We start from the raw sequence: 20,935 nt of genomic DNA, 5'->3' as shown, positions 1-20,935 counted from the left end.
CTGCCTGTTTTCTCTGCCTGAATCGTGTATGCACAGATATATGTGATGCAGTTGACCGTATCATATCAAATATACCACTTATAAGAGGATAATTATCAAAATTTTTGATATTTTCAAGCGAAAATCTAACTTTATTTTATTCTCCTTCATTTTTTTCAATGAGGACTTTCTGTCATATTAAATGATTGCGCTTACATAATGTAAAGCAATCCTTTCTTTCGCACAGTCAATCATGTGACAAATTTATGGCGGATAGGAAGGTGGTTGCCGCCTGCTTCACGAATTACGTATGAAATGCGCAAGTAAAAGGGGGATTCGCTTGAAAAAATTTATCGCATTCCAGATTTTGATCGCTTTAGCCATCGGAGCATTGATCGGCCATTTCTTCCCGGATTTCGGGATGGCGCTGCGGCCCGTCGGAGACGGATTTATCCGCCTGATTAAAATGATTGTCGTGCCGATCGTGTTTTCGACCATTGTTATCGGAGCCGCCGGCAGCGGCAGTATGAAAAAGATGGGCAGTCTCGGCATCAAAACGATTATTTGGTTTGAAGTGATTACGACGCTTGTTCTGGCGCTCGGTCTGTTGTTGGCGAACGTGCTGAAGCCGGGAGTCGGCCTTAACCTCTCTCATCTTGCTAAAAAAGATATTCACGAGCTTTCCGGCTATACGGAAAAAGTAGTCGACCTGAAACAAATGCTTCTTGATATTATCCCCGTTAACATCATTGACGTCATGGCGAAAAACGATCTTCTCGCCGTCATTTTTTTCGCGATTTTATTCGGTGTTGCCGCAGCCGGCATCGGCAAAGCCTCCGCACCTGTCATGAGTTTCTTCGAATCCACGGCAAATATTATGTTCAAGCTGACGCAAATGGTAATGGTCACCGCTCCGATCGGCGTTCTCGCCCTGATGGCCGCCTCTGTCGGGCAATTCGGAATCGCGCTTTTGCTTCCGATGCTGAAGCTGATCGGCACTGTGTTCCTCGGGCTGTTCCTGATACTCTTCGTTCTGTTTCCGATCGTGGGGCTTATCTTTAAAATCAAATACTTTGAAGTGCTGAAAATGATTTGGGATCTGTTTTTGATCGCTTTCTCCACGACAAGCACAGAAACCATTCTGCCTCAGCTGATGGATCGGATGGAGAAATACGGCTGTCCGAAGCGGGTCGTCTCCTTTGTGGTTCCGTCAGGTTTATCGCTGAACTGTGACGGCTCAAGCCTCTATTTATCGGTGTCCTGTATTTTTCTGGCGCAGGCGTTTCATGTGGAGATGCCGCTTTCTCAGCAGCTTCTGATGATGCTTGTCCTCGTCATGACAAGCAAAGGTATTGCCGCCGTCCCGTCAGGCTCACTCGTCGTGCTTCTGGCGACAGCGAATGCCGTCGGTCTCCCCGCGGAAGGCGTCGCCATCATTGCCGGTGTCGACCGCGTCATGGACATGGCGAGAACCGGCGTTAACGTGCCCGGCCATGCGGTCGCCTGCATCGTCGTGTCCAAGTGGGAAAAAGCATTCAAATATAAAGGACCCGTCACGGCAGACCAGACCGCCCGGACAGAAAGTATGTAAACACAAAAAAGACCACCTTATTGGTGGTCTTTTCTATTAATCAATCGCCGCATGATCCTCTTTCTCAATCAAAGCAAGGCGTTCATTGATTTCTTCCTGAGTCATTTCATGCTCTTTCACATACATGTTACGTTCGTTCGTACGGCATTCGTGACTGCAGCTGCGCATGTATTTGTATTCATTCTCAGGTGTGCAGATCATTTTTTTATTACATGCCGGATTTGCGCAGTTCACATAACGCTCGCACGGCTCGCCCGTGAAATAGTCTTTTCCGATGATAACGTGCTCTACGCGGTTGACCGGTACGCTGATTCTTTCGTCAAACACGTAGCACTGTCCGTCCCACAGTTGCCCTTTCACTTCAGGATCTTTACCGTAAGTGACGATACCGCCGTCAAGCTGGGACACGTCTTCAAAGCCCTTCTTCAGCAGCCAGCCGGAAAATTTTTCACAGCGTACGCCGCCTGTGCAGTACGTGAGGATTTTTTTGCCTTCAAGCATGTCTTTGTGCTCTTCAATCCAGTCCGGCAGCTCACGGAACGCCTCAATATCAGGTCTGACCGCTCCGCGGAAATGACCGAGGTCATACTCATAGTCGTTTCTGGCGTCGATCACGATCGTGTCAGGATCCTGCATTTGCTCATAAAAGTCTTTCGGTTTCAAATGCTTGCCCGTCGTGACATTCGGATCAACATCATCTTCGAGACGAAGCGTCACCAATTCTTTTTTATGGCGCACAAACATTTTGCGGAATGCATGTCCGTCAGCCTCGTCAATTTTGATCGGCATGTCGGCAAAGCGCGGATCAGCTTTCAGCGCATTCATGTATTGTTCCGTCTGTTCAACCGTTCCGGACACCGTACCGTTAATACCTTCCTCAGAAATCAAAATACGGCCTAACAGACCGAGCTCCTTACAAAACTTCAAATGCTGAGCCGTGAACTCCTCAGGCTCATCAATCTTTACATATTTATAATAAAGTAAAACTCTATATTGTTTTTCCATGATTTATACACCCTGTTCAATTATATTAATGATCGCACACTCTACTATATCATACAGGAAAACGGGCGAAAGATGAACATTTCCGTCCGCACTCTTTCTTCCAGTCACGCTTCGCCTTTTAAAACCTGCTGAAAATAAAACCGATACGTGTTGCGCAAAAAGGTCTCAAGCGAAAGGCCGGCTGCGGTCTGATACTTGCCGATAATAAACGGAAAACGGTCACGGCCTTTTGCCCGCAGAAGATCGGCGCTGTCTTCAGCCAGTTCTGAGATGAGCGCCTCAACGACAGGCCGGCATGCGTCCCGCACGGCTTCAAGAATTTGCTGATCCCCTGTATGCTGGTACTGCTTTATCAGCTTTGCCAAGTCCTTTTCTTCCATAATGTTCACTTCCTTACACCATATAAAAAAGAGGAGCAGCTTTTATAAAGCGGACGCCTCCTCCTGTGACTCCGCATAACCGATGATCTGGCCGACCTGTAATTCACGGCCTTCAGTCAGGTTATCCGAAGGGGTAAACATATCTTTCTCGAATACTAAAATAACGGTCGATCCAAATGAAAAATAGCCCAGCTCTTCCCCCGTCTCAAGCCTGTTTCCGGTGTTTGTCTGAACGATCGAGTTAATATTCATCGCACCTACCGGAATCATGAGCATCTGCTGATCAGCACGGGTCAGCTCGTACACATAACGGTAATTTTTTGAGAGCACATCTTTCCCGTACTTTAACCCCATCGTATTAACGGGATAGGAGCGTTTCCCCAGCTCGGCCAGCTTCTGATACGTGCAGCTGACGGGAGAATGGAAGCGGTGGTAATGTCTCGGGCTCAGGTAAAGCACGGCAAAACACCCGCCGTTATACTTGTGATCGGCGCATTTAAACCCCGTCAGTTCGGCGAACGAATAATCCTTCCCTTTTACCATGAAAGTTTGATTAGGATTAATCATGCCCACCGTCTGAACGACGCCGTCCACCGGGCTGACGATGGCGTTCTTCTCTTTTGCCACGGGGCGGAGATTCAAATTAATATCACGAATGAAAAATGACGCCAGTGAATCAAAGTCAGAAGCCGTGCGTTCCGTTTCATTCCAGTTGATGCGATAGTGTTTGGAAAACAGCGGAATCATCGGCTTGCTCAGTTTCGATTCACAGAAGTTTTTAATGAGATAAGACGTTAATCGATTATTAGTCAGTTCAATCAATGAACGGTAAAGAACTTTAGCGGCAGTATTAAACATTGATTACTCCTATGAATTTTCCTATAGTAATAAAAATAAAACACCATAAAAACGCTCCGATGGCGGCGAAGCATAAGTAGGTTTTGAATTCCATTCTGCCGATTCCGGAAAAGTAGCAGGTCACGTGTCTGATGCCGGGGATGAAATAACCTAAAATAATAGTGTACGGCCCGTACTTCTTCATCCACCTGTCTACTTTCTCCATCCTCTTTTCCTTCAGGCCGACCCATTTCCCGAACTTATTAATAAACGGCCGGCCGGCTTTTCTGCCGATGAAGTAGCTGATAATCATCCCCAGGAGCGCTCCGATAAAGCTGATCAGAATGGAGAGCCCGTAATTCAGCACGTTTAAATGAGCGAAGTAGCCCACAAGCGTCATCATGACTTCATCCGGAATAGGCAATCCGATAATACCGAGTGTCAGCATAAGAAAAATCGCGATATATCCGTAATCGGATATTAATTGCTGAACTAATTCCATCTTCTGCTCTCCAGGTTTTCAGGCGCCTGTTTTTTAAAGTGCGGAAATTTAATGTTGCTGACCATTAAATAACCGAGCGCGATCGTTCCCGCCCCCAGAAGAAAAGCGTTATTGATAAAGCTCAAAATGACAAGACACATACCCGCAAACGGAATCGGCATCCCGATAAACGTCGGCAGCTTGCTTTGTTCAATATTAAATCTCGAAAGACGGATCATCCCGCAGATGCTGTAGGAAAGCGCGATTAAAATTCCGATGAACGGAATCGTATATAGCGAAACACTGTAAGCGAGCATGGACGGCGCTACGCCGAACGTCACGAGATCAGCAAAAGAGTCAAGCTCCCTTCCCATCTCCGATACCGCGTTCAGCTTACGGGCGGCCAAACCATCAAAGAAATCAAGAAACATCCCGGTGAAAATAAAGATCACCGCAGAGTGTATATTATGATACAAAAGGGAATGAATCGATAAGAGCCCGCAAATAAAATTTCCAATTGTAATCATACTAGGTATATAATTCACAGTTTACACAAACCCCCAATTAAAACCATATCAAATCGGACTGCGTATGCATAAAGGCTCCATTTTACGGAAACATAAAATGAAATTCTTTCAATGCTATCATTCAAATTCTTTTATTATACAGCATTTGGTGTTATTTGAACAATCTAATCTGGTGATTTTTGTTTTTTCGCCGTTCATATTAAGGTAAGCAATCATGGATGCCTTTATTCCGGATTACCCTGCTTCAATATTCCATGCCGCGATCCGGATTGTCCGTTCTTGATGAATGAAAAGCCGTATGATGTATTGTTATTTCCTTCTCCGTGAAATGAGAACATTACATATAACGATTGCGGACATAAAAAGTTTCATGAATTAAAAAGCCGGCACAAAACGGCCTCATACATTATCTCACAACCCCGTTTTCCAGTATATAGTCTGCCAAACAAAAAAGGCGCCTTACCATTACGGTAAAAACGCCTTTTAAGATCATTTTATGTAATTGATAAATGACTGAGTGCTTCGGCCGCTCTTTCTCTGGCTTCTTCAACGGTCTCAGCTGCAGAAAGCGCAACCGCCATACGGCGTCCTACTTTCGTGACGGGTTTACCGAATACGCGGACCTGAGTGCTTTTTACCCCCAAAGCCTTCTCCAAACCTTCAACCGCATAATCAGCAAGCTCTTTTGGCGCCTTCAGCGGACGGCTTGCCCCCGGCGACAGCTGAGTGATTTCCGGAATCGGGAATCCCAATACCGCGCGGACATGAAGCGCAAACTCCGACAAATTCTGCGTTACAAGCGTAACGAGCCCCGTATCATGCGGACGGGGAGACACCTCGCTGAAATATACTTTATCTTCAGTAAGGAAAAGCTCCACCCCGAACAAACCGTATCCGCCGAGCTCGTCCGTTATGCTTTTCGCAATGTGTTTCGCCTCTTTGATCTGCTGTTCCGTCATATGATGAGGCTGCCATGATTCAATATAGTCACCGTCTTTTTGTTCATGTCCGATCGGCGCGCAAAAGGACGTACCGTTCGCCGCACGCACTGTCAGAAGAGTGATTTCTGATTCAAACGGAATGAATTCCTCAACGATGACCCGGCCGTTTTTCACCCGGCCGCCTTCCATCGCCATGTCCCAGCAGCTTTTCAGCCCGGAAGCCGAGCGGCACACGCTTTGCCCTTTTCCGGAAGAGCTCATCAGCGGTTTTACCACGCACGGAAAGCCGATTGTTTCCGCCGCTTCTTTAAATTCTTCATATGTATTCGCGAATTCATAGCCGGCAGTCGGAAGATGAAGCGTCTCTGCCGCAAGCCGTCTGATGCCTTCACGGTCCATCGTCAGCTTTGCCGCACGCGCATTCGGAATGACGTGAAAACCTTCTTCCTCAAGCTTCAGCAGCTCATCCGTCGCAATGGCTTCCACTTCCGGCACGATCAAGTCCGGTTTTTCTTTCTCAATGACTTCTCTGACCTGCGCTTTATCAAGCATATCAATCACATAGCTTTTGTGCGCGGCCTGCATGGCGGGAGCATGCTCATAGCTGTCAACGGCTACAGTGACAACCCCGAGCCGCTGCGCTTCAATGACGACTTCTTTCCCCAGCTCGCCTGATCCTAATAACAACATCTTCTTCGCCTGATACATGTCCTTTGGCCCCTCCCTTTCTATACCCCACTCATTATAACGGAAATATTCAAAAAATAAAGACAAGATAGATGACAAGCTCTATCCTGTCTTTTGCGCTGATTCGAGCGATTCAATCGCAGCTGACACGTCCTTCTCGCGATATTGCCCCATTAAGCATAACGATTCTTCCGCCCGGCAGGCGTGAGAAGCAATACAGCGCTTGGCTTCCTCATGGTTGTCAAGGATGCCGAGATCACAGAGGCTGACGGGGAAACCGAGCCGGCGGTAAAACGGAAGCAGCTCTTCAATCTCAGGTCTCCGATTCTCAAGCGCGAGCTGCACCAATATGCCGTAAGCAACCTTCTGGCCATGCAGCACCTGATGTGTCTCCTGAAGAAAACTGAGTCCGTTGTGGACCGCATGCGCCCCTGCCATCCTGCACAAACGGCCGCCATACCCGCCGACCGTTCCCGCAAGCATAATGATCGTTTCCGCCGTATGGATGAACGGCACGGACAGCTCGCCTTTCTCCATGCTTCCGACGGCCGCTTCACTGTAACGCAATAACAGATTACGGATATATTCCGCCTGTCTCAGCCCCGCCTGCGCCATCAGCGGCGCCGCCTCCGTATTTCTGATGACCGCCTCAGCCTCATACCATTTCGCCAGCGTATCACCGATCCCGCTTTTCATATATTCAATGGGAGAGGAAAGCAAAAACAGCGGATCAACAAGCGTCAAATAGCTTGAACGCTTATGATAATCAACTCTGATAAAATTGCCGCTCTCATCATATATGACACTCAACGGCGTACTTGCCGCACACGTCCCCGCAATGGAAGGAACCATCACAGCTTCAATATCAAGCCGGTCTGCCGCCGCTTTTGCCAAATCCAAAATCGTGCCGCCTCCGATACCGATGATCACATCCGCGTCTTCCGCCTGCTCACAGACCTTACGCACCGCCTCAGGTGAACAGTATCCTTTATGCTGAATCACATCCCAGGAAGAACCGCCGCCGTAATCGGAGAACGCCTGATAGGATTTGATTCCGGTCACAATAACGGGTTTTCTGAATGTCTCCAGCAGCCCCAGAAGTTCTTTTGCGATTCCTTCCTTGCATATGTACTGATTCGGGCCGCTTCGGACGATATCTTCAGGCTTCATTCGAATCTCTCCTTTGGCTGGAATTTATATATATTTTCCCACTTGTCAGAAAATACATCAACCGGAGGTGCGTCAGCGCTTCGCTTCTTCCGCCTCCAAAAACAGCTCATCAAGCCGCTCCAAAGCCTCTGCCTTTTCAAAACTGCTGAACCACAGATCATCATAAGAATCAAGGATGCGGTAATGGTGGGAAATCAAATGCTGCTGCAAGCGGAACTCGCCTTTTTTCTCGATGGCTTTCCACCACACCTTGCCGCCCATCGTCTTCCCCTTCGGCCTGTCAATTGTGCGGTGAGCAACCGTTTCAATGACCTCCAGCGGATCATCTCCTAATACGGATTGCAGTGTTTCACTTGATCTGAAAAGCGCGCAAACCGCCACAACATGCGGCCATTCCGCAAGCGCCCGCCCTTTCTCAATCTGCACCAGCGACTTTTTAGAAAGGCCGATCACATCCGCCATTTTCTCCTGTGTGTAGCCTCTCTCCGACCGGATTTTCTTCAGCTGGACTGAGACAAGCTCAGTCATATAATCTTGATCCATCTCAACCTCCATATTTATCAATATAGCCATTTTACACCGCGGCACGCCTTTTTTATATCAGAACATTTTCAAACGAAGCAAAAGAACCCGGGATTGGCTTATCATTGAAGCGATGTACCTTTCCGCATAATCCAGAATGATGCGGTGAAATACAAACGTACGCCCGAAGAGACAGGTGCGGGCTCCCTGGCGGTTGAGCTCCGGACAAAATAAAAAGCTGCCGCAGCTGCAGCAGCTAAAACTTTATAGACCGGAAAATCAGCATTATGAAGCGAATACAATCCATCTTGCACTATAATTGACACGTTTTTTCGAACCCTGATTGACCATTTTAAATCTGTATGAATCTCCTTTTTTTAACGAAGGTGTTTCAAAATAAGTCGTTCCATTTTTCTTTGCATTGGCGGTTTTGATTGTTTTCCAGGCACCTTTGCCGTTGACTTGCTTTTGGACGTATATTTTATACGTGCCCTTCCCTTTACTGTTGGATTTAAAAGTCACGGCTCTCAAGGTGTACTTTTTTGTCGTTTTAGTGAATTTAGGGTGATATGTATTGATCACATAGTTAGTGAAATACCCGCTTTTATAAGTATGAAGCCAGTCTTTAGCCTCTGCTTTTTGCGGAGAAGAAAAACCCATAAAACCAATTCCGCTGATTAAAAGAGTAAAGATAATGATGAGCGACTTAAAAATCTTTTTGCTTTTCATCGAGAAAATCCTTCCTTCCTGTAACTATTTACCCTATTTATGTTAATGACAATATAGCCAATCATAAATCCGTCCAACTAACCATTTTGACCGCAGGAAGAGATGTGAACAGCCCTTAAAATGACTATATGACTACTACTTATGATTCTTGTTATTTTTGATTAAGTGATAAAGTTACTTTAAACCGCTATTCATTTTGTTGTTTTTATATCAATTGTCATAGCGAGGTCTTTTCCTATCAATGCCTCTCTTTCGGCGTTTGTTCTGCGGCTGTATGATGGGGCTCTCCTTGGATAAACTCCTGCACCCATGACAAACTGTCATACGTTTGCCACCTATGAATGAACGCACACTACACGCAATGGAGGGATTACAATGGACGAAATGGTCCTGGAAACACAACAATGGCTGAATGAGACGTACAAAGGCAGACACGGGTACAACAAAGTGCCGGAAAACGGAAAAACGGGCTGGGATACCATTTACGGTCTGACACGGGCGCTTCAAATTGAGCTTGGTATTTCAGAACCTGCCGATAACTTCGGACCGACGACACAAAGATTGTTTAAGCCGTTGAAAAAGCAGGCTCCCGATTCTAAGCCGACAAACATGAATTACATTCTGCAAGGGGCGCTGTGGTGTAAAGGTTTTAACCCCGGCGGATTTTCAGGCGTTTTCTATGAAAATACCGAAAGCGCTGTAAAAGAGTTTCAAAAAGCGGCCGGGCTCACTAAGCAAGACGGCATCGTCACGGCACTCATTATGAAAGCCTTGCTGGATATGAGCGCTTTTCGATTAGTAGCGGGAGGCGACAAAAGAATCCGCCAAATCCAGCAGAACCTGAACCGGGATTACAATGACTACATCGGCTTGATGCCTTGTGACGGCTTATATGCCCGCGATACAAACAAGGCTCTCATTTATGCCCTGCAAAAAGAAGAAGGCATGAGCACAAGCGTCGCCAATGGATTTTTCGGAAACGGAACGACCAGCTTATGCCCTACCTTGACTCCCGGCGATTCACGGACAGGCTTTGTCTTGATTGTCCAATACGCGCTTTACTGTAATGGGGAAGCGTTTGATCCCGGTGAATTCGACGGAAAATACGGCGTCGGAGTTGTATCGGCAGTGAAAGCTTTCCAAAAGTTTATGTGCCTGCCGCAGACTGGTTATGCGGACATGCCGACGATTAAAGCTTTATTATCAAGCTCAGGCGACACAACACGGGCTGCTTCAGCTTGTGACACCGCTGCCATTTTGACGGCAGATACGGCCAAAACTTTGCGTGAGAATGGCTATAAGATCGTGGGAAGATATCTGACCGGGAATGTGCGGACAAGCAGCGGACTGACATCGAAAGCGTTAACGTCAAAAGAACTTTCCACGATTTTCAATGCCGGCTTAAGCGTGTTTCCGATTTATCAGGACGGCGGCTATGAATCTTCTTATTTTGTAAAAGACCAAGGAACGAGAGATGCGTACAGCGCTGCATCAGCCGCCCGAAGATTAGGTTTTCCGTCAGGAACGACCATTTACTTTGCGGTCGATTTCGATGCGTATGATTATGAAGTCACAGATAAAATCATCCCTTACTTTCAAGAAATCAAGTCAGCTTTTATGAAAATGCAGGCGTTCTCAACTGCGCCGAAATATGAAATCGGCGTATACGGACCGAGAAACATTTGTATCCGGACGTCAGAAGCAGGTCTGACCAAATATAGCTTTACGGCTAACATGTCGACCGGATTCAGCGGCAACCTCGGATACCCGATGCCGAAAAACTGGGCTTTTGATCAATTTTATGAAGGCACGATCGGAAGCGGAGCGGGAAAAGTCGCCATTGACAAAGACGGATACTCCGGAAAAGACTCGGGTGCAAGCAGCGTCCATCCGCCTTCTGATCCCGTGTATGATGCAAGACTGCGCACACTGACGGATATTTTAACAACCATTCCTGCTTTAGAAAATATATCGAATCTTGCGAATGCCATGTTTGAATTCGACAAGACAGAAACCATTTATGCATCACCTGAAATGGATATTCTTTTATCTACTTCACTTTTGGCAACAGTGCCAAGCGAAGGTTCTCCCAACACAGTTACCATTACAAATGGCAAACCGGGAGCTTATATTACCGGTCTGATGGGAGATTCACAAGTCTCTTTTACAGCATCACAAATTGATTCCTATCAAAACCTGCTTAACAGTCTGAGCTTGTCAGTCCGCAACGGTTATTTAGAAGTGTATGTCAATCCGGCTGCAGGATCGCTGAATATTCAATTTAAAATTTATACACCTGATATTCCGGTCGGTGACAGTGCTACAACTGGACTAACAACTACCATTACATTTAAAATAAAACAAAAGAGCTTCAGGTTGCCGGATTCCGAAGAGGTGTACTCCCCGGATTGGAATTCTGTCGTGAATACCATGGCTATTGCAGGCGCAGGAATTATTGTTATTGTAGGGATCGGTGCTTTAGTCGTTTTAGCACCTGAATTAGGAGGAGCTGCAGCCTTGTTCAGCACGGTTTTATCACTATTTCTATAATTGAACAGGCAGCTCCTTGCTCCAGGAATGCTCAATGAGTATTCTTGGAGTTATTTCTAAAGGAGGATTCGCATGAAGATTGATATGCAGACATACAAGGAAACCGTTCAAAAAATAGAAACCGATTTGATTCCGCGAAGTCAAAATGACAAAGAACTGCTTACATACTTAATGAAACAAGATTCGCTCACACTGAATCAAATGAAAATGTGTTTCACTGAACCGCCCCTCACCTTCCAACATACTGTCAAAATCGTATGTACAGTCACATTCATCACGTTATATATCTTTTTTTTCAGCACTCATTTTAATGATTTGATTGAAATGGCTCTGCAGATGGTTTTCGGCCTGGCCGGCCTTGTTTGGATTATTGCTGTATTTCCGTTTTCAAGAAAAATCCAAGTGTCTGACCGTTTCAGACAAAAATCTGAAAACACCCGTATCACCGGAATGATAGACTTCGTCCTCGAACAACGATACAAAGACATGATCAGTTAAAAACCCCTCTGCTTAAGGGGTTTTTTTATTATGCAATCCCTTCACCCCCCTTATCAAAAAAGGCTCTTCTCCTTTGGAAATAACCGGAACACCCAATTTCGTTTTCAATATAATGAGGTAGTGGATCCGCAAAGAAAGAAGGGCGACATGATGGGTATCATTAATGGCAAAATGTTCATTGACCGATTAAATCAGCTTGGAAATGAGATTTGGCTTGATGGTGAAAAGATCGAGGGACAGATTTCTGAGCATCCCGCATTTAAGGGCCTTCTGGAAACGAAGCGCTCTCTTTATGATTTGCAAACGAAACCGGATATGAAAGATCAAATGACTTACAGTCTTCCCGGTAAAAAAGAACGGGCCGGGCTTTCATACCTGCAGCCGAAAACGAAAGAAGACGTAAAAAGAAGAAGAAACATGTTCGAACATTGGGCCAGACACACGCACGGAATGATGGGACGAAGCCCGGATTATATGAATACCGTGCTGATGAGCTTCGCCTCCTCCGCCGCGCTTTTGAAAGACCGCGAGCATTGTTTTCCGGAACATGTTCAAGCGCTGTACGAACGCGCTGCTGCACAGGATCTTTCTTTTACGCACACGTTTATCACCCCTCAGGTGAATCGTTCACAAATGGGTGTAAACGTATCGCCGACACCTATCTCGGCAAAAGTCGTCGATAAAAATGAAAAAGGCCTCATCATACACGGCGCCCGGATTTTAGCCACACAAGGCGGCCTGACGGATGAAGTGCTCGTGGTTTCTCTGCCTAAAATGTATTTTGAATCGGATGAAGCGTTCGCTTTTTCAATCCCTTCCAATACAAAGGGAGTAAAATTCATCTGCAGGGAATCTTTCGTACTCGGAAAATCATCGTTTGATTATCCGCTCAGCTCAAGATATGAAGAAATGGATTCTATCGTTGTATTTGATCACGTTTTGGTCCCTTGGGAACGCGTATTTTTTTATAATAATTACGAGGCGGCTTTTGATTTTAATATGAAAAGCTCTTTTAACGCCTTCTCATTTCATCAAGTCATCACGAGACAAATTGTAAAGACGGAGTTTCTCCTGGGCCTCGCCCAAACGCTTGTCGAAGCGATAGATGTGGGCGAATATCAGCATATTCAGGCTAAGATGGCTGAAATCATCACCGGTCTGGAAACGATGAAAGCCCTTTTGGAAAAGTCGGAGAATGATGCGGAAACAGATGAATGGGGTTATATGCGTCCGAGTGTCACTCCGCTTCGTGTGGTCAGCGCGATTTTTCCCGACATCTACCCGCGCTTCACGGAAATCATTCAGCTGATCGGGGCAAGCGGAATGGTGACTTTGCCGACTGAAAAAGCGTTCCGTTCTGACATCAGAGGAGACCTTGACCAATATTTGCAGGCGGCCGAATTGAACGCTGAGGACCGGGTAAAAGTGTTCCGCCTCGCATGGGATTTGACCATGAGCCCCTTCGGAACAAGACAGACACAATATGAGCGGTACTTCTTCGGTGACCCCGTCCGCTTAACCAGCCATCTGTACAGAAGCTATCCAAAAGAAGAACAGACCGCGGTCATCAAGGAATTCCTGCACATTCATAAATAAAACAAAGCAGAGAGCGCATCTCTGCTTATGATAGCTGGATCGGCTGCCGCCGATCCTATTTTTTATTTTGGCTGATCACCACCATCGTAATATGCGATAACGCGAAAGAGACAAGCGTATACACGACGGCCCACCCGATAAACGAGAAATTCAATACGGTAAAGGTGCATATAAGGCAAACGGCCAAAGCGGCAGCCGGCATAATGAACGCGTTTTTAAACAGGTACGTTCCGGCGACTGACAAGATGATGATACAAAGCGGCAGAACACCGAACGCAAAATCCAATTCATCAATCAACAGATGCACTCCCTTCGCTTTTCTTAGTCCGGCCTAACACATCTTATGCCTGAGTACAAAATCGAGTACTTCAAATCTTTCGCGCTCCGGCTGATTTTCCCTCCGGTTATTTATTCAAAAAAATGAAAACTTTCCTTAAAGCGTTTACATTCACGTCAGACTGTGATAATTTAAGAAAGCGCTATCATACACAAGTTAATGATTTTTGGATGGAGATGAGGAGAACCAGGAAACCCCGCCCTTTCACAAGGGTGATTTCTGGTTCTTTTTGTCATTTTCAAGGAAAGGAGTCATACATACATCATGATAGACGTTCAGCAAAGGGGAGGATATGATGTTTCAATTGTTTAAGCCGGCTCCGCATATTGAGAGATTGGATGATTCAAAGACGGATGCGGCCTATAAACGGCTCAGGCTGCAAGTATTTTTGGGGATTTTCATCGGGTATGCCGGGTATTATTTGCTTCGCAAAAACTTTGCCTTCGCTATTCCTTATTTTCAGGAACAAGGGTTTTCAAAAGGGGAACTTGGCTTGGTGCTTGCGGCCGTATCAATCGCTTACGGCTTCAGTAAATTTATTATGGGGATGGTGTCTGACCGCTGCAACCCGAGGTATTTCCTTGCGACGGGTCTGTTTTTGTCAGGTGTCGTAAACATTTTATTTGTTTCCATGCCGTGGGTCACGTCAAGCGTGACGATTATGTTTATTTTTATGTTTATTAACGGATGGTTTCAAGGAATGGGCTGGCCGCCTTGCGGACGGACGATGGCTCATTGGTTTTCCATCAGTGAACGCGGCACGAAAATGTCGATATGGAATGTCGCCCATAACATAGGCGGAGGTATTCTCGCCCCGCTCGTGACTCTCGGCATCGCCATGTTTGTTACTTGGAAAAGCGTGTTTTTCTTTCCGGCGATTATCGCCATCGTCATTTCATTTGTGATTGTTCTTCTCGTACGGGACACGCCGCAATCCTGCGGGCTTCCGCCGATTGAAGAATACCGGAATGACTATCCGAAGCATGCGTTCAAAGACCAGGAAAAAGAGATGACGACCAAAGAAATTCTTTTCAAATACGTGCTGAATAATAAGTTTCTGTGGTATATCGCATTTGCCAATGTCTTTGTTTATTTCGTACGGTACGGTGTCGTTGACTGGGCGCCGACTTATTTGACGGAAGCGAAAGGGTTCTCTCCTGAAGATTCCAGATGGTCTTATTTCCTTTATGAATATGCGGGAATTCCGGGAACGATTTTGTGCGGCTGGATCAGCGACCGGTTTTTCAAAAGCCGCCGCGCGCCGGCAGGCGTACTGTTCATGGCCGGCGTATTTATCGCTGTATTGGTCTACTGGCTTAACCCTGCCGGTCATCCGCTCATCGATAATATCGCGCTGATCAGCATCGGCTTCTTAATCTATGGACCTGTCATGCTGATCGGGCTTCAGGCCATTGACCTTGCGCCTAAAAAAGCGGCGGGAACGGCAGCCGGCTTAACCGGGTTTTTCGGCTACATCGGAGGCTCTGCTTTCGCCAACGCCATCATGGGTTATGTCGTAGACCGCTTTGACTGGAACGGCGGCTTTATCATGCTTATCTCCTCATGCGTGCTGTCCATCGTCTTCTTGGCTATGACGTGGAATACGGGCAAGCGGGCGGAGCATGTGTAAGAAAACAACATAAAAGATTAATATTTTTGCAGTACAGCATTTACAACGATTTTCTACGCTAGAGACAGATATTGATTTTTAAGGGGGAAGAAAACATGCGGAAACATAAATTGTTTGCTCTGGTATTGCTTTCATTCGGTTTATTGTCATTCATCGTCACGCCTGTATCGGCGGCGGGAAAAGGAAACCTCTTGTCTCCTGACAGAATTTTGACCATTGCCCACCGCGGTGCTTCGGGATATGTCCCGGAGCACACGATCCTTTCTTATGAAACTGCGCAAAAAATGAAGGCTGACTATATTGAGCTGGATTTACAAATGACAAAAGACGGCAAGCTGATCGTCATGCATGATGAAAAACTGGACCGCACCACAAACGGACAAGGCTGGGTGAAGGATCATACATTAGCCGAGATTCAAAAGCTCGACGCCGGCTCTTGGTTCAATAAGGCCTATCCGGAAAAAGCAAAACCGCAATACGCCGGACTTCGCGTTCCCACACTTGATGACGTGTTAAAACGGTTCGGCAGACATGCAAACTATTATATTGAAACAAAGGCGCCCGAAACATATCCGGGTATGGAAGAAAAACTGATCGCTTCACTGAAAAAACACAAATTGGCAGGTAAGCATGCGAAACTTGGACAAGTTATCATTCAGTCTTTCAGCAGGGACAGCCTTCTGAAAATCAAACAGCTCGATCCGAAACTTCCCGCCGTCCAATTGCTTGAAGCGGAACAGATGACGTCAATGACTGACGCAGATTTAACGGACATTAAAACATATGCCGTCGGAATCGGACCGGATTACAAAGCGCTGAACGCTCAAAATGTCCGAAACATTCGCAGCCACGGCCTTCTGCTTCATCCTTACACCGTAAACAGCGAGGCGGACATGCGCCGTCTGCTGAATTGGGGCGTAACCGGTGTGTTTACCAACTATGCGGATATATTTAATTTTGTTAAATCTAATAGGGATCAATAGGTTTACGAATCTAAAGATTTCAAAACAAAAACTGCACGTATATCGCGTGCAGTTTTATAATATTAATTTTAAATATTTCTCCCTTTAAATAACGGTCTTAGTATATTCTTAACTTTTGCTTTAATAGATTTGCCCTTATAAATAACAGGAACACTTTGTTGCAAATGACCAATAATCACTTCTGCATTCTTTTTTAGCTTAATTTGTTTTAACTCCTGCTTAGTTACTTCAAAACTAAAATCATATGACATTTTTTTTCGAGTAGAATCTTTAAGTACCACATCAGGTTTAAACATAAGAAACCTTCCAAAATTAACCTGGAAAGAATTCTGTTCTCCAAAACTTAAATCTGTTTCACAATCAAAATGTCCTTTAATCCTAGGACCGCTGCAGGTTAACACAAAGTTTTTAAAATGTAACATTTGATGTTTAACAACAAGAGAAAGATTACCCCATTTAGTTAGATACGAGTTTATAACGATAGGTTCTTTACATCCTTTTGCAATATAAGAAGCATTTTTTAAATAAACGCTTTCTTTCGATTTTAATCTCAATGATTTCGTATAATCTTCTATCTTACTAATTAATCTTAAATCTAATATACCATCTTCGCTATTTAAGTGGAGCAAAGATTCTATAGGTATATACGCGTGAAAATAAGTGATTTTTTCTTTTGTTATAATTTGCGTATCTATTTCAAAAGGATATTTTTTTTCAAAAAGGCTTCTATAAGCTGGAAATGAAATTGTTTTATCTTTTTGTTCTCTCAAAGAGACTTCGATAAATAAACGCTCATTTGAGGAGTCAACATGTGAATGATAACAAAAACCCTCTAACAAAACGGCATTCTCTAATTTCTCTATTTTTGTTATTTCTCCTTCAAATTTATTATTACGATGAAAGGAAATAGACTCATGCAAGGCCAAATTGTATGCTAATTCTGGTTTTGGATAGACCTTTCCATGTTGTACTACCATGTTACCAGGTTGTTTTTCAGCGTACCAGAAAGAAATTAAATCCTCCAATTGTCCTTTCTCAATTAAACGTAATAAGAGTTTATGGCGGGAAGAAAACTGCTGGTAGTAATCTAAGTATTGATACTTGTCAAGCATTTTCTTTAATTTATTAAAAATAAAGATTTTATCTTCAATTAGAAAAGACTTTGAAATCAGTGCGCTTAACTCCACTTCCATAATCCTTTCCCAGTAATGAAAGAAAATCAGCCGTTTTTTATCTGTTTCAAGGTTCAGTAATTCAATAGATGCCAATGTTTCTTCGATTCTGAACATAAAACTTTCACCTGATAATGGTTTCTTAGTAAGTTGAACCCTTCCTATTGTTTGATGATTGGTCAAATAATAACATGGGTAATCTTTAACAAGGGCTATGGAATTTGAATATGCATACGCTTGAATCATAAACGGTTGATCTTCTCCTAGAGAGAAGTGTTCCGGAAAACGAATATTATGTTTAATTAATAACTCCCGTTTAAATAGTTTTTGAGCACTCATCGTAAAAAGAGCATTGGAACCAGGGAAGGAAAAACAATCTGGATTCTTTTTAAATACAGCCACAGGAACACCTCTATTAATTCCTTCATAACGGCCGATAATTATATCACTTTGATACTGAACTATTTTTTCTTCCATCTTTTCTAAAGCTTCAGGTCCTAAATAATCATCTCCGTCTAGAAAATAAATATAATCACCTGTTGCTGCTTCTATAGCTTTGTTCCTCGGTCTGCCAGGTGCGCCGCTATTCTGCTGATGAATTACTTTAATAAACTTGTACTTGCTCATGTATTCATCTAAAATATTACCGCTTTTATCAGTTGAACCATCATTTACACAGATAATTTCAAGTTTGTCCTCTCCAACTGTTTGGTTCACCACGCTATCAAGACAATCTCTAATTGTGTTTTGATCATTATAAACCGGAATAGCTACAGTAAATATCATCTTTTTTCTCCTTAATTATTTTTTCCTATATAAAAACAAGTCCAGAATTATTCGTTTCCAATTTTAAAAGTTTACCATAATTTCTTTCTTTTATAAATATGGTTAAAAATTTTAATGTGTTTTTAAACCTAGCCACCGTAATCTAGATAATAAGATGGAATATTTCCAGTAATTAAATCGGATTCCATAAGGCCCCTAACAAATGTTCAAAATAAAAATACATTAGTACAGGCTTTGATTCATTTTCTCTTTGAATTTGGAAAGCTCACTTCATTTAATCCTAATTACGATACTTTGCGGATTTTTAATTTCACCCATGAAAAAACACCTCTAAGTCGTTTTCAGGTATTATACCTGCTTTTCAACTTAAAGGTGCCTTTGTCCTGCGCTTACAGGCTCAGACTCTCAAAAACTTCAACTTTTTATAACTTATTCTTTTCCGGCAGCGGCTTCCGCCTGTCCGCCTTTTAATTGATCGTTGATTGCTTTGGCGTCTTTCAAATACTCAGTCTTGAATCCGCTCTTCAGGGCCCACGCATAGAAGGCAAGGGCAACGATTGCGATCAGCCCCATATCCCAGCCGTACGGAATGATGTTCAGACCGCCGAATTTTTCACTTCCGAGCCATGAAATGACCATCATGCTGAGCAGATAGACAACCATCCAGACGCCGCCTTTAAAGTTTCTGCGGAATCCTTTCCACTTCGCTTTCGCTTGGTAGTAGAAATAAATCGGAAGGCCGATCAAAATGATAAACAGCACCTGCCCTGTTAACGGCCAGCGCGCCCAATACAGCACGAGAGACGCGAACACGAAGCCGAGCGGTGCAACCACGCTGAGGCCTTTCAGACGGAGAGGCCGGTACAAATCCGCCGCCGTCCGCCGCAGCGTCATCACCGTCACGGGACCCGTGATATAAGAAATCAGCGTCGCAACGGAAATGATTTCAGCAAGCACGCCCCATCCTCTGAATAAAAACAGAAAGATAAACGATACGATCAGGTTGAAAATCATCGCTTGGCGCGGCACGCCGTACAGCGGATGAAGCTTTCCGAAAATGCTCGGCATATATTTATTTTTTTCCATGCCGTAAATCATGCGTGACGTCGTGGCGGTATATGTGATACCCGTTCCTGACGGAGATACGAACGCATCCGCATAAAGAATAATGACAAGCCAGTTGATATTCAATGCGATCGCCAAATCGGCAAATGGAGAGTTGAAGTTCAGGTGACTCCAGCCGTGAACAATCATGGAAGGTTCAACCGCACCGATAAATGCGATTTGCAATAGGACGTAAATGACGGTTGCGACCAACAGCGAACCGACAACCGCAATCGGAATCGATTTGCCGGGATTTTTTGCTTCTCCGGCCATGTTAATCGGGCTTTGAAACCCGTTAAACGCAAATACGATACCTGATGTGGCCACCGCCGTCAGCACGCTCGCCCAGCCGTTCGGCGCAATGCTTGAACCGGATGTGAAGTTTCCGCCGTGAAAACCGGTAAACAGCAGCGCTCCGATTGTCAGCCCCGGAATAATGATTTTAAAGACGGTAATCAATGAATTCGCTTTTGAAAATAAGTTAACTGTCCAATAATTCAGTAAAAAGTAAATAATCAGTAATACGGATGCGAAGCCGAGCCCCTCTCCCGTAAGAGTGCCGTTGTGAACGAGATTGCTTGTCCATTTTGCCCATTCCCACGGCCATGAGCTCATGTATTGAACAGACGCAACCGCTTCCACCGGAATAACGGAAACAATCGCAATCCAGTTTGCCCATCCTGCGATAAATCCAATAAATGATCCATGAGAATATTGAGTATATTTTACCATTCCCCCGGCTTCCGGGAACATTGAACCCAATTCACTGTAAGAAAGTGCGATAAACAAAATAACGATCATACCGATAATCCAGGAAATAATTGCGGCAGGTCCCGCAATCTGAGCCGCCCGCCACGCCCCGAATAACCAGCCGGAGCCAATCATCGACCCAAGTCCGACCATCATGAGTGCAAACGTTCCCATTCTGCGATGTAATTGATTCATAAAGTTAACACCTTTCAATTAAAATATGACTCCAGCGCTATCATATATTTATAATATTATTCTGAAAATAGTTTTGTCAATCTTTATCGCATTAAAGCGGCAAGCCAAAATTAACCTTCCGATGTTTAAACAGCCGTTAAGCGGGAATAACTACTGCAAGCCAGAAATAGAAAGGAGTTTTTATCGTGAAACAAAAACTGCTCATTTCAGGACTTGCCGTGTCGACTGTCGGAGTGACTTCCTACCTGCTCAAAGATAAATCAAACCGCCAAAAGGTGATGAACTTTATCCGCAATATGAAAACATCGCTCTCCGGGAAGCAGGATATTGAATCATTCCCCGTCAACAAAGCAGGCAACCCGCATCCCGAAGATATTGAAGATAACAAAATGGTATCCGAAGGCTCCATGTACCCGGTTCAATATTATGATGACAAGAAGAAATAATCTGTTCCCGGGCTGCCCGGCCGTATCAAACGGCGGCAG

At 44.7% G+C, this 20,935-nt stretch carries 19 protein-coding genes; 7 read left to right on the top strand and 12 right to left on the bottom strand.

Features of this window, described 5'->3' with window-relative positions; genetic code table 11:
- Positions 1-319: 319 nt before the first annotated feature.
- Positions 320-1,570 carry a glutamate-aspartate/proton symporter GltP gene (gene gltP, locus NYE36_RS01380; protein ID WP_007409006.1) on the top strand — a complete coding sequence of 417 codons (1,251 nt, stop codon included), beginning with the start codon at positions 320-322 and terminating at the stop codon, positions 1,568-1,570.
- A 36-nt stretch (positions 1,571-1,606) separates the two neighbouring features.
- On the opposite strand, the gene NYE36_RS01375 is transcribed toward gltP, so the two are convergent.
- The 9 genes from NYE36_RS01375 to NYE36_RS01335 form a co-directional block, all read right to left on the bottom strand.
- Complete coding sequence (locus tag NYE36_RS01375) at positions 1,607-2,575, bottom strand: rhodanese-related sulfurtransferase (RefSeq protein WP_007609165.1); 969 nt, start codon at positions 2,573-2,575, stop codon at positions 1,607-1,609.
- Positions 2,576-2,679: 104 nt separating this feature from the next.
- Positions 2,680-2,955, bottom strand: a complete 276-nt coding sequence (locus NYE36_RS01370; protein ID WP_064115784.1) for a hypothetical protein — start codon at positions 2,953-2,955, stop codon at positions 2,680-2,682.
- 42 nt (positions 2,956-2,997) lie between these two features.
- Positions 2,998-3,813 (bottom strand): phosphatidylserine decarboxylase, encoded by an 816-nt coding sequence (locus tag NYE36_RS01365; RefSeq protein ID WP_015416721.1) that lies wholly within the window; start codon positions 3,811-3,813, stop codon positions 2,998-3,000.
- Positions 3,806-4,294, bottom strand: a complete 489-nt coding sequence (locus tag NYE36_RS01360; RefSeq protein WP_003156711.1) for a DedA family protein — start codon at positions 4,292-4,294, stop codon at positions 3,806-3,808. The genes NYE36_RS01365 and NYE36_RS01360 overlap by 8 nt, the downstream gene beginning before the upstream one ends.
- Positions 4,285-4,818: a CDP-diacylglycerol--serine O-phosphatidyltransferase gene (gene pssA, locus NYE36_RS01355; RefSeq protein WP_007409002.1), complete on the bottom strand. Its 534-nt coding sequence runs from the start codon at positions 4,816-4,818 to the stop codon at positions 4,285-4,287. Before pssA ends, NYE36_RS01360 begins: the two co-directional genes overlap by 10 nt.
- A gap of 476 nt (positions 4,819-5,294) precedes the next feature.
- Complete coding sequence (gene purT, locus NYE36_RS01350; RefSeq protein ID WP_032870218.1) at positions 5,295-6,449, bottom strand: phosphoribosylglycinamide formyltransferase 2; 1,155 nt, start codon at positions 6,447-6,449, stop codon at positions 5,295-5,297.
- 81 nt (positions 6,450-6,530) lie between these two features.
- Positions 6,531-7,598, bottom strand: a complete 1,068-nt coding sequence (locus NYE36_RS01345) for an iron-containing alcohol dehydrogenase family protein (protein WP_265451258.1) — start codon at positions 7,596-7,598, stop codon at positions 6,531-6,533.
- A gap of 72 nt (positions 7,599-7,670) precedes the next feature.
- Positions 7,671-8,141, bottom strand: coding sequence for a helix-turn-helix domain-containing protein (locus NYE36_RS01340; RefSeq protein ID WP_003156718.1), 471 nt, complete (start codon positions 8,139-8,141; stop codon positions 7,671-7,673).
- Between the two features lie 264 nt (positions 8,142-8,405).
- The gene (locus tag NYE36_RS01335) at positions 8,406-8,849 is read right to left on the bottom strand and encodes a Ser-Thr-rich GPI-anchored membrane family protein (RefSeq protein ID WP_007408999.1); all 444 of its coding nucleotides are present in this window, start codon (positions 8,847-8,849) and stop codon (positions 8,406-8,408) included.
- Positions 8,850-9,224: 375 nt separating this feature from the next.
- Here NYE36_RS01335 and NYE36_RS01330 point away from each other — a divergent pair, with 375 nt between their 5' ends.
- The 3 genes from NYE36_RS01330 (at position 9,225) to hpaB (ending at position 13,493) form a co-directional block, all read left to right on the top strand.
- Complete coding sequence (locus tag NYE36_RS01330) at positions 9,225-11,399, top strand: glycoside hydrolase domain-containing protein (RefSeq protein ID WP_265451259.1); 2,175 nt, start codon at positions 9,225-9,227, stop codon at positions 11,397-11,399.
- 72 nt (positions 11,400-11,471) lie between these two features.
- Positions 11,472-11,897 carry a hypothetical protein gene (locus NYE36_RS01325; RefSeq protein ID WP_023356680.1) on the top strand — a complete coding sequence of 142 codons (426 nt, stop codon included), beginning with the start codon at positions 11,472-11,474 and terminating at the stop codon, positions 11,895-11,897.
- A gap of 150 nt (positions 11,898-12,047) precedes the next feature.
- Positions 12,048-13,493: a 4-hydroxyphenylacetate 3-monooxygenase, oxygenase component gene (gene hpaB / locus NYE36_RS01320; protein ID WP_265451261.1), complete on the top strand. Its 1,446-nt coding sequence runs from the start codon at positions 12,048-12,050 to the stop codon at positions 13,491-13,493.
- Positions 13,494-13,548: 55 nt separating this feature from the next.
- On the opposite strand, the gene NYE36_RS01315 is transcribed toward hpaB, so the two are convergent.
- Positions 13,549-13,791: a DUF2651 family protein gene (locus tag NYE36_RS01315; protein WP_007408994.1), complete on the bottom strand. Its 243-nt coding sequence runs from the start codon at positions 13,789-13,791 to the stop codon at positions 13,549-13,551.
- Between the two features lie 334 nt (positions 13,792-14,125).
- Here NYE36_RS01315 and glpT point away from each other — a divergent pair, with 334 nt between their 5' ends.
- Positions 14,126-15,460 carry a glycerol-3-phosphate transporter gene (glpT, locus tag NYE36_RS01310; RefSeq protein WP_003156725.1) on the top strand — a complete coding sequence of 445 codons (1,335 nt, stop codon included), beginning with the start codon at positions 14,126-14,128 and terminating at the stop codon, positions 15,458-15,460.
- A 95-nt stretch (positions 15,461-15,555) separates the two neighbouring features.
- Positions 15,556-16,443: a glycerophosphodiester phosphodiesterase gene (locus tag NYE36_RS01305; RefSeq protein ID WP_244805625.1), complete on the top strand. Its 888-nt coding sequence runs from the start codon at positions 15,556-15,558 to the stop codon at positions 16,441-16,443.
- 68 nt (positions 16,444-16,511) lie between these two features.
- Here the strand turns inward: NYE36_RS01305 and NYE36_RS01300 are convergent, their stop codons facing one another.
- A complete protein-coding gene (locus NYE36_RS01300) occupies positions 16,512-18,401 on the bottom strand; it encodes a glycosyltransferase family 2 protein (RefSeq protein ID WP_060675263.1) in 1,890 nt (629 codons plus the stop codon).
- Between the two features lie 429 nt (positions 18,402-18,830).
- Positions 18,831-20,450 carry an APC family permease gene (locus NYE36_RS01295; RefSeq protein ID WP_094032885.1) on the bottom strand — a complete coding sequence of 540 codons (1,620 nt, stop codon included), beginning with the start codon at positions 20,448-20,450 and terminating at the stop codon, positions 18,831-18,833.
- Between the two features lie 185 nt (positions 20,451-20,635).
- On the opposite strand from NYE36_RS01295, the gene NYE36_RS01290 reads away from it, so the two are divergent.
- Positions 20,636-20,896 (top strand): hypothetical protein, encoded by a 261-nt coding sequence (locus NYE36_RS01290; RefSeq protein WP_003156732.1) that lies wholly within the window; start codon positions 20,636-20,638, stop codon positions 20,894-20,896.
- Positions 20,897-20,935 lie beyond the last annotated feature (39 nt).

Origin of the sequence: Bacillus sp. FSL R5-0593, assembly GCF_038603755.1 — a bacterium.
GTDB classification, from domain to species: Bacteria; Bacillota; Bacilli; order Bacillales; family Bacillaceae; genus Bacillus; species Bacillus velezensis.
Note: the sequence above shows the minus strand (reverse complement) of the source record. Positions and strands in the feature narration are given on the sequence as shown.

Excerpts from the sequence above, each read along its gene's own strand:
- NYE36_RS01375 (WP_007609165.1), bottom strand. The coding sequence starts at position 2,575 with ATGGAAAAACAATATAGAGTTTTACTTTATTATAAATATGTAAAGATT.
- NYE36_RS01370 (WP_064115784.1), bottom strand. The coding sequence starts at position 2,955 with ATGGAAGAAAAGGACTTGGCAAAGCTGATAAAGCAGTACCAGCATACA.
- NYE36_RS01365 (WP_015416721.1), bottom strand. The coding sequence starts at position 3,813 with ATGTTTAATACTGCCGCTAAAGTTCTTTACCGTTCATTGATTGAACTG.
- NYE36_RS01360 (WP_003156711.1), bottom strand. The coding sequence starts at position 4,294 with ATGGAATTAGTTCAGCAATTAATATCCGATTACGGATATATCGCGATT.
- purT (WP_032870218.1), bottom strand. The coding sequence starts at position 6,449 with ATGTATCAGGCGAAGAAGATGTTGTTATTAGGATCAGGCGAGCTGGGG.
- NYE36_RS01345 (WP_265451258.1), bottom strand. The coding sequence starts at position 7,598 with ATGAAGCCTGAAGATATCGTCCGAAGCGGCCCGAATCAGTACATATGC.
- NYE36_RS01340 (WP_003156718.1), bottom strand. The coding sequence starts at position 8,141 with ATGGATCAAGATTATATGACTGAGCTTGTCTCAGTCCAGCTGAAGAAA.
- NYE36_RS01335 (WP_007408999.1), bottom strand. The coding sequence starts at position 8,849 with ATGAAAAGCAAAAAGATTTTTAAGTCGCTCATCATTATCTTTACTCTT.
- NYE36_RS01330 (WP_265451259.1), top strand. The coding sequence starts at position 9,225 with ATGGACGAAATGGTCCTGGAAACACAACAATGGCTGAATGAGACGTAC.
- NYE36_RS01325 (WP_023356680.1), top strand. The coding sequence starts at position 11,472 with ATGAAGATTGATATGCAGACATACAAGGAAACCGTTCAAAAAATAGAA.
- hpaB (WP_265451261.1), top strand. The coding sequence starts at position 12,048 with ATGGGTATCATTAATGGCAAAATGTTCATTGACCGATTAAATCAGCTT.
- glpT (WP_003156725.1), top strand. The coding sequence starts at position 14,126 with ATGTTTCAATTGTTTAAGCCGGCTCCGCATATTGAGAGATTGGATGAT.
- NYE36_RS01305 (WP_244805625.1), top strand. The coding sequence starts at position 15,556 with ATGCGGAAACATAAATTGTTTGCTCTGGTATTGCTTTCATTCGGTTTA.
- NYE36_RS01300 (WP_060675263.1), bottom strand. The coding sequence starts at position 18,401 with ATGATATTTACTGTAGCTATTCCGGTTTATAATGATCAAAACACAATT.
- NYE36_RS01295 (WP_094032885.1), bottom strand. The coding sequence starts at position 20,450 with ATGAATCAATTACATCGCAGAATGGGAACGTTTGCACTCATGATGGTC.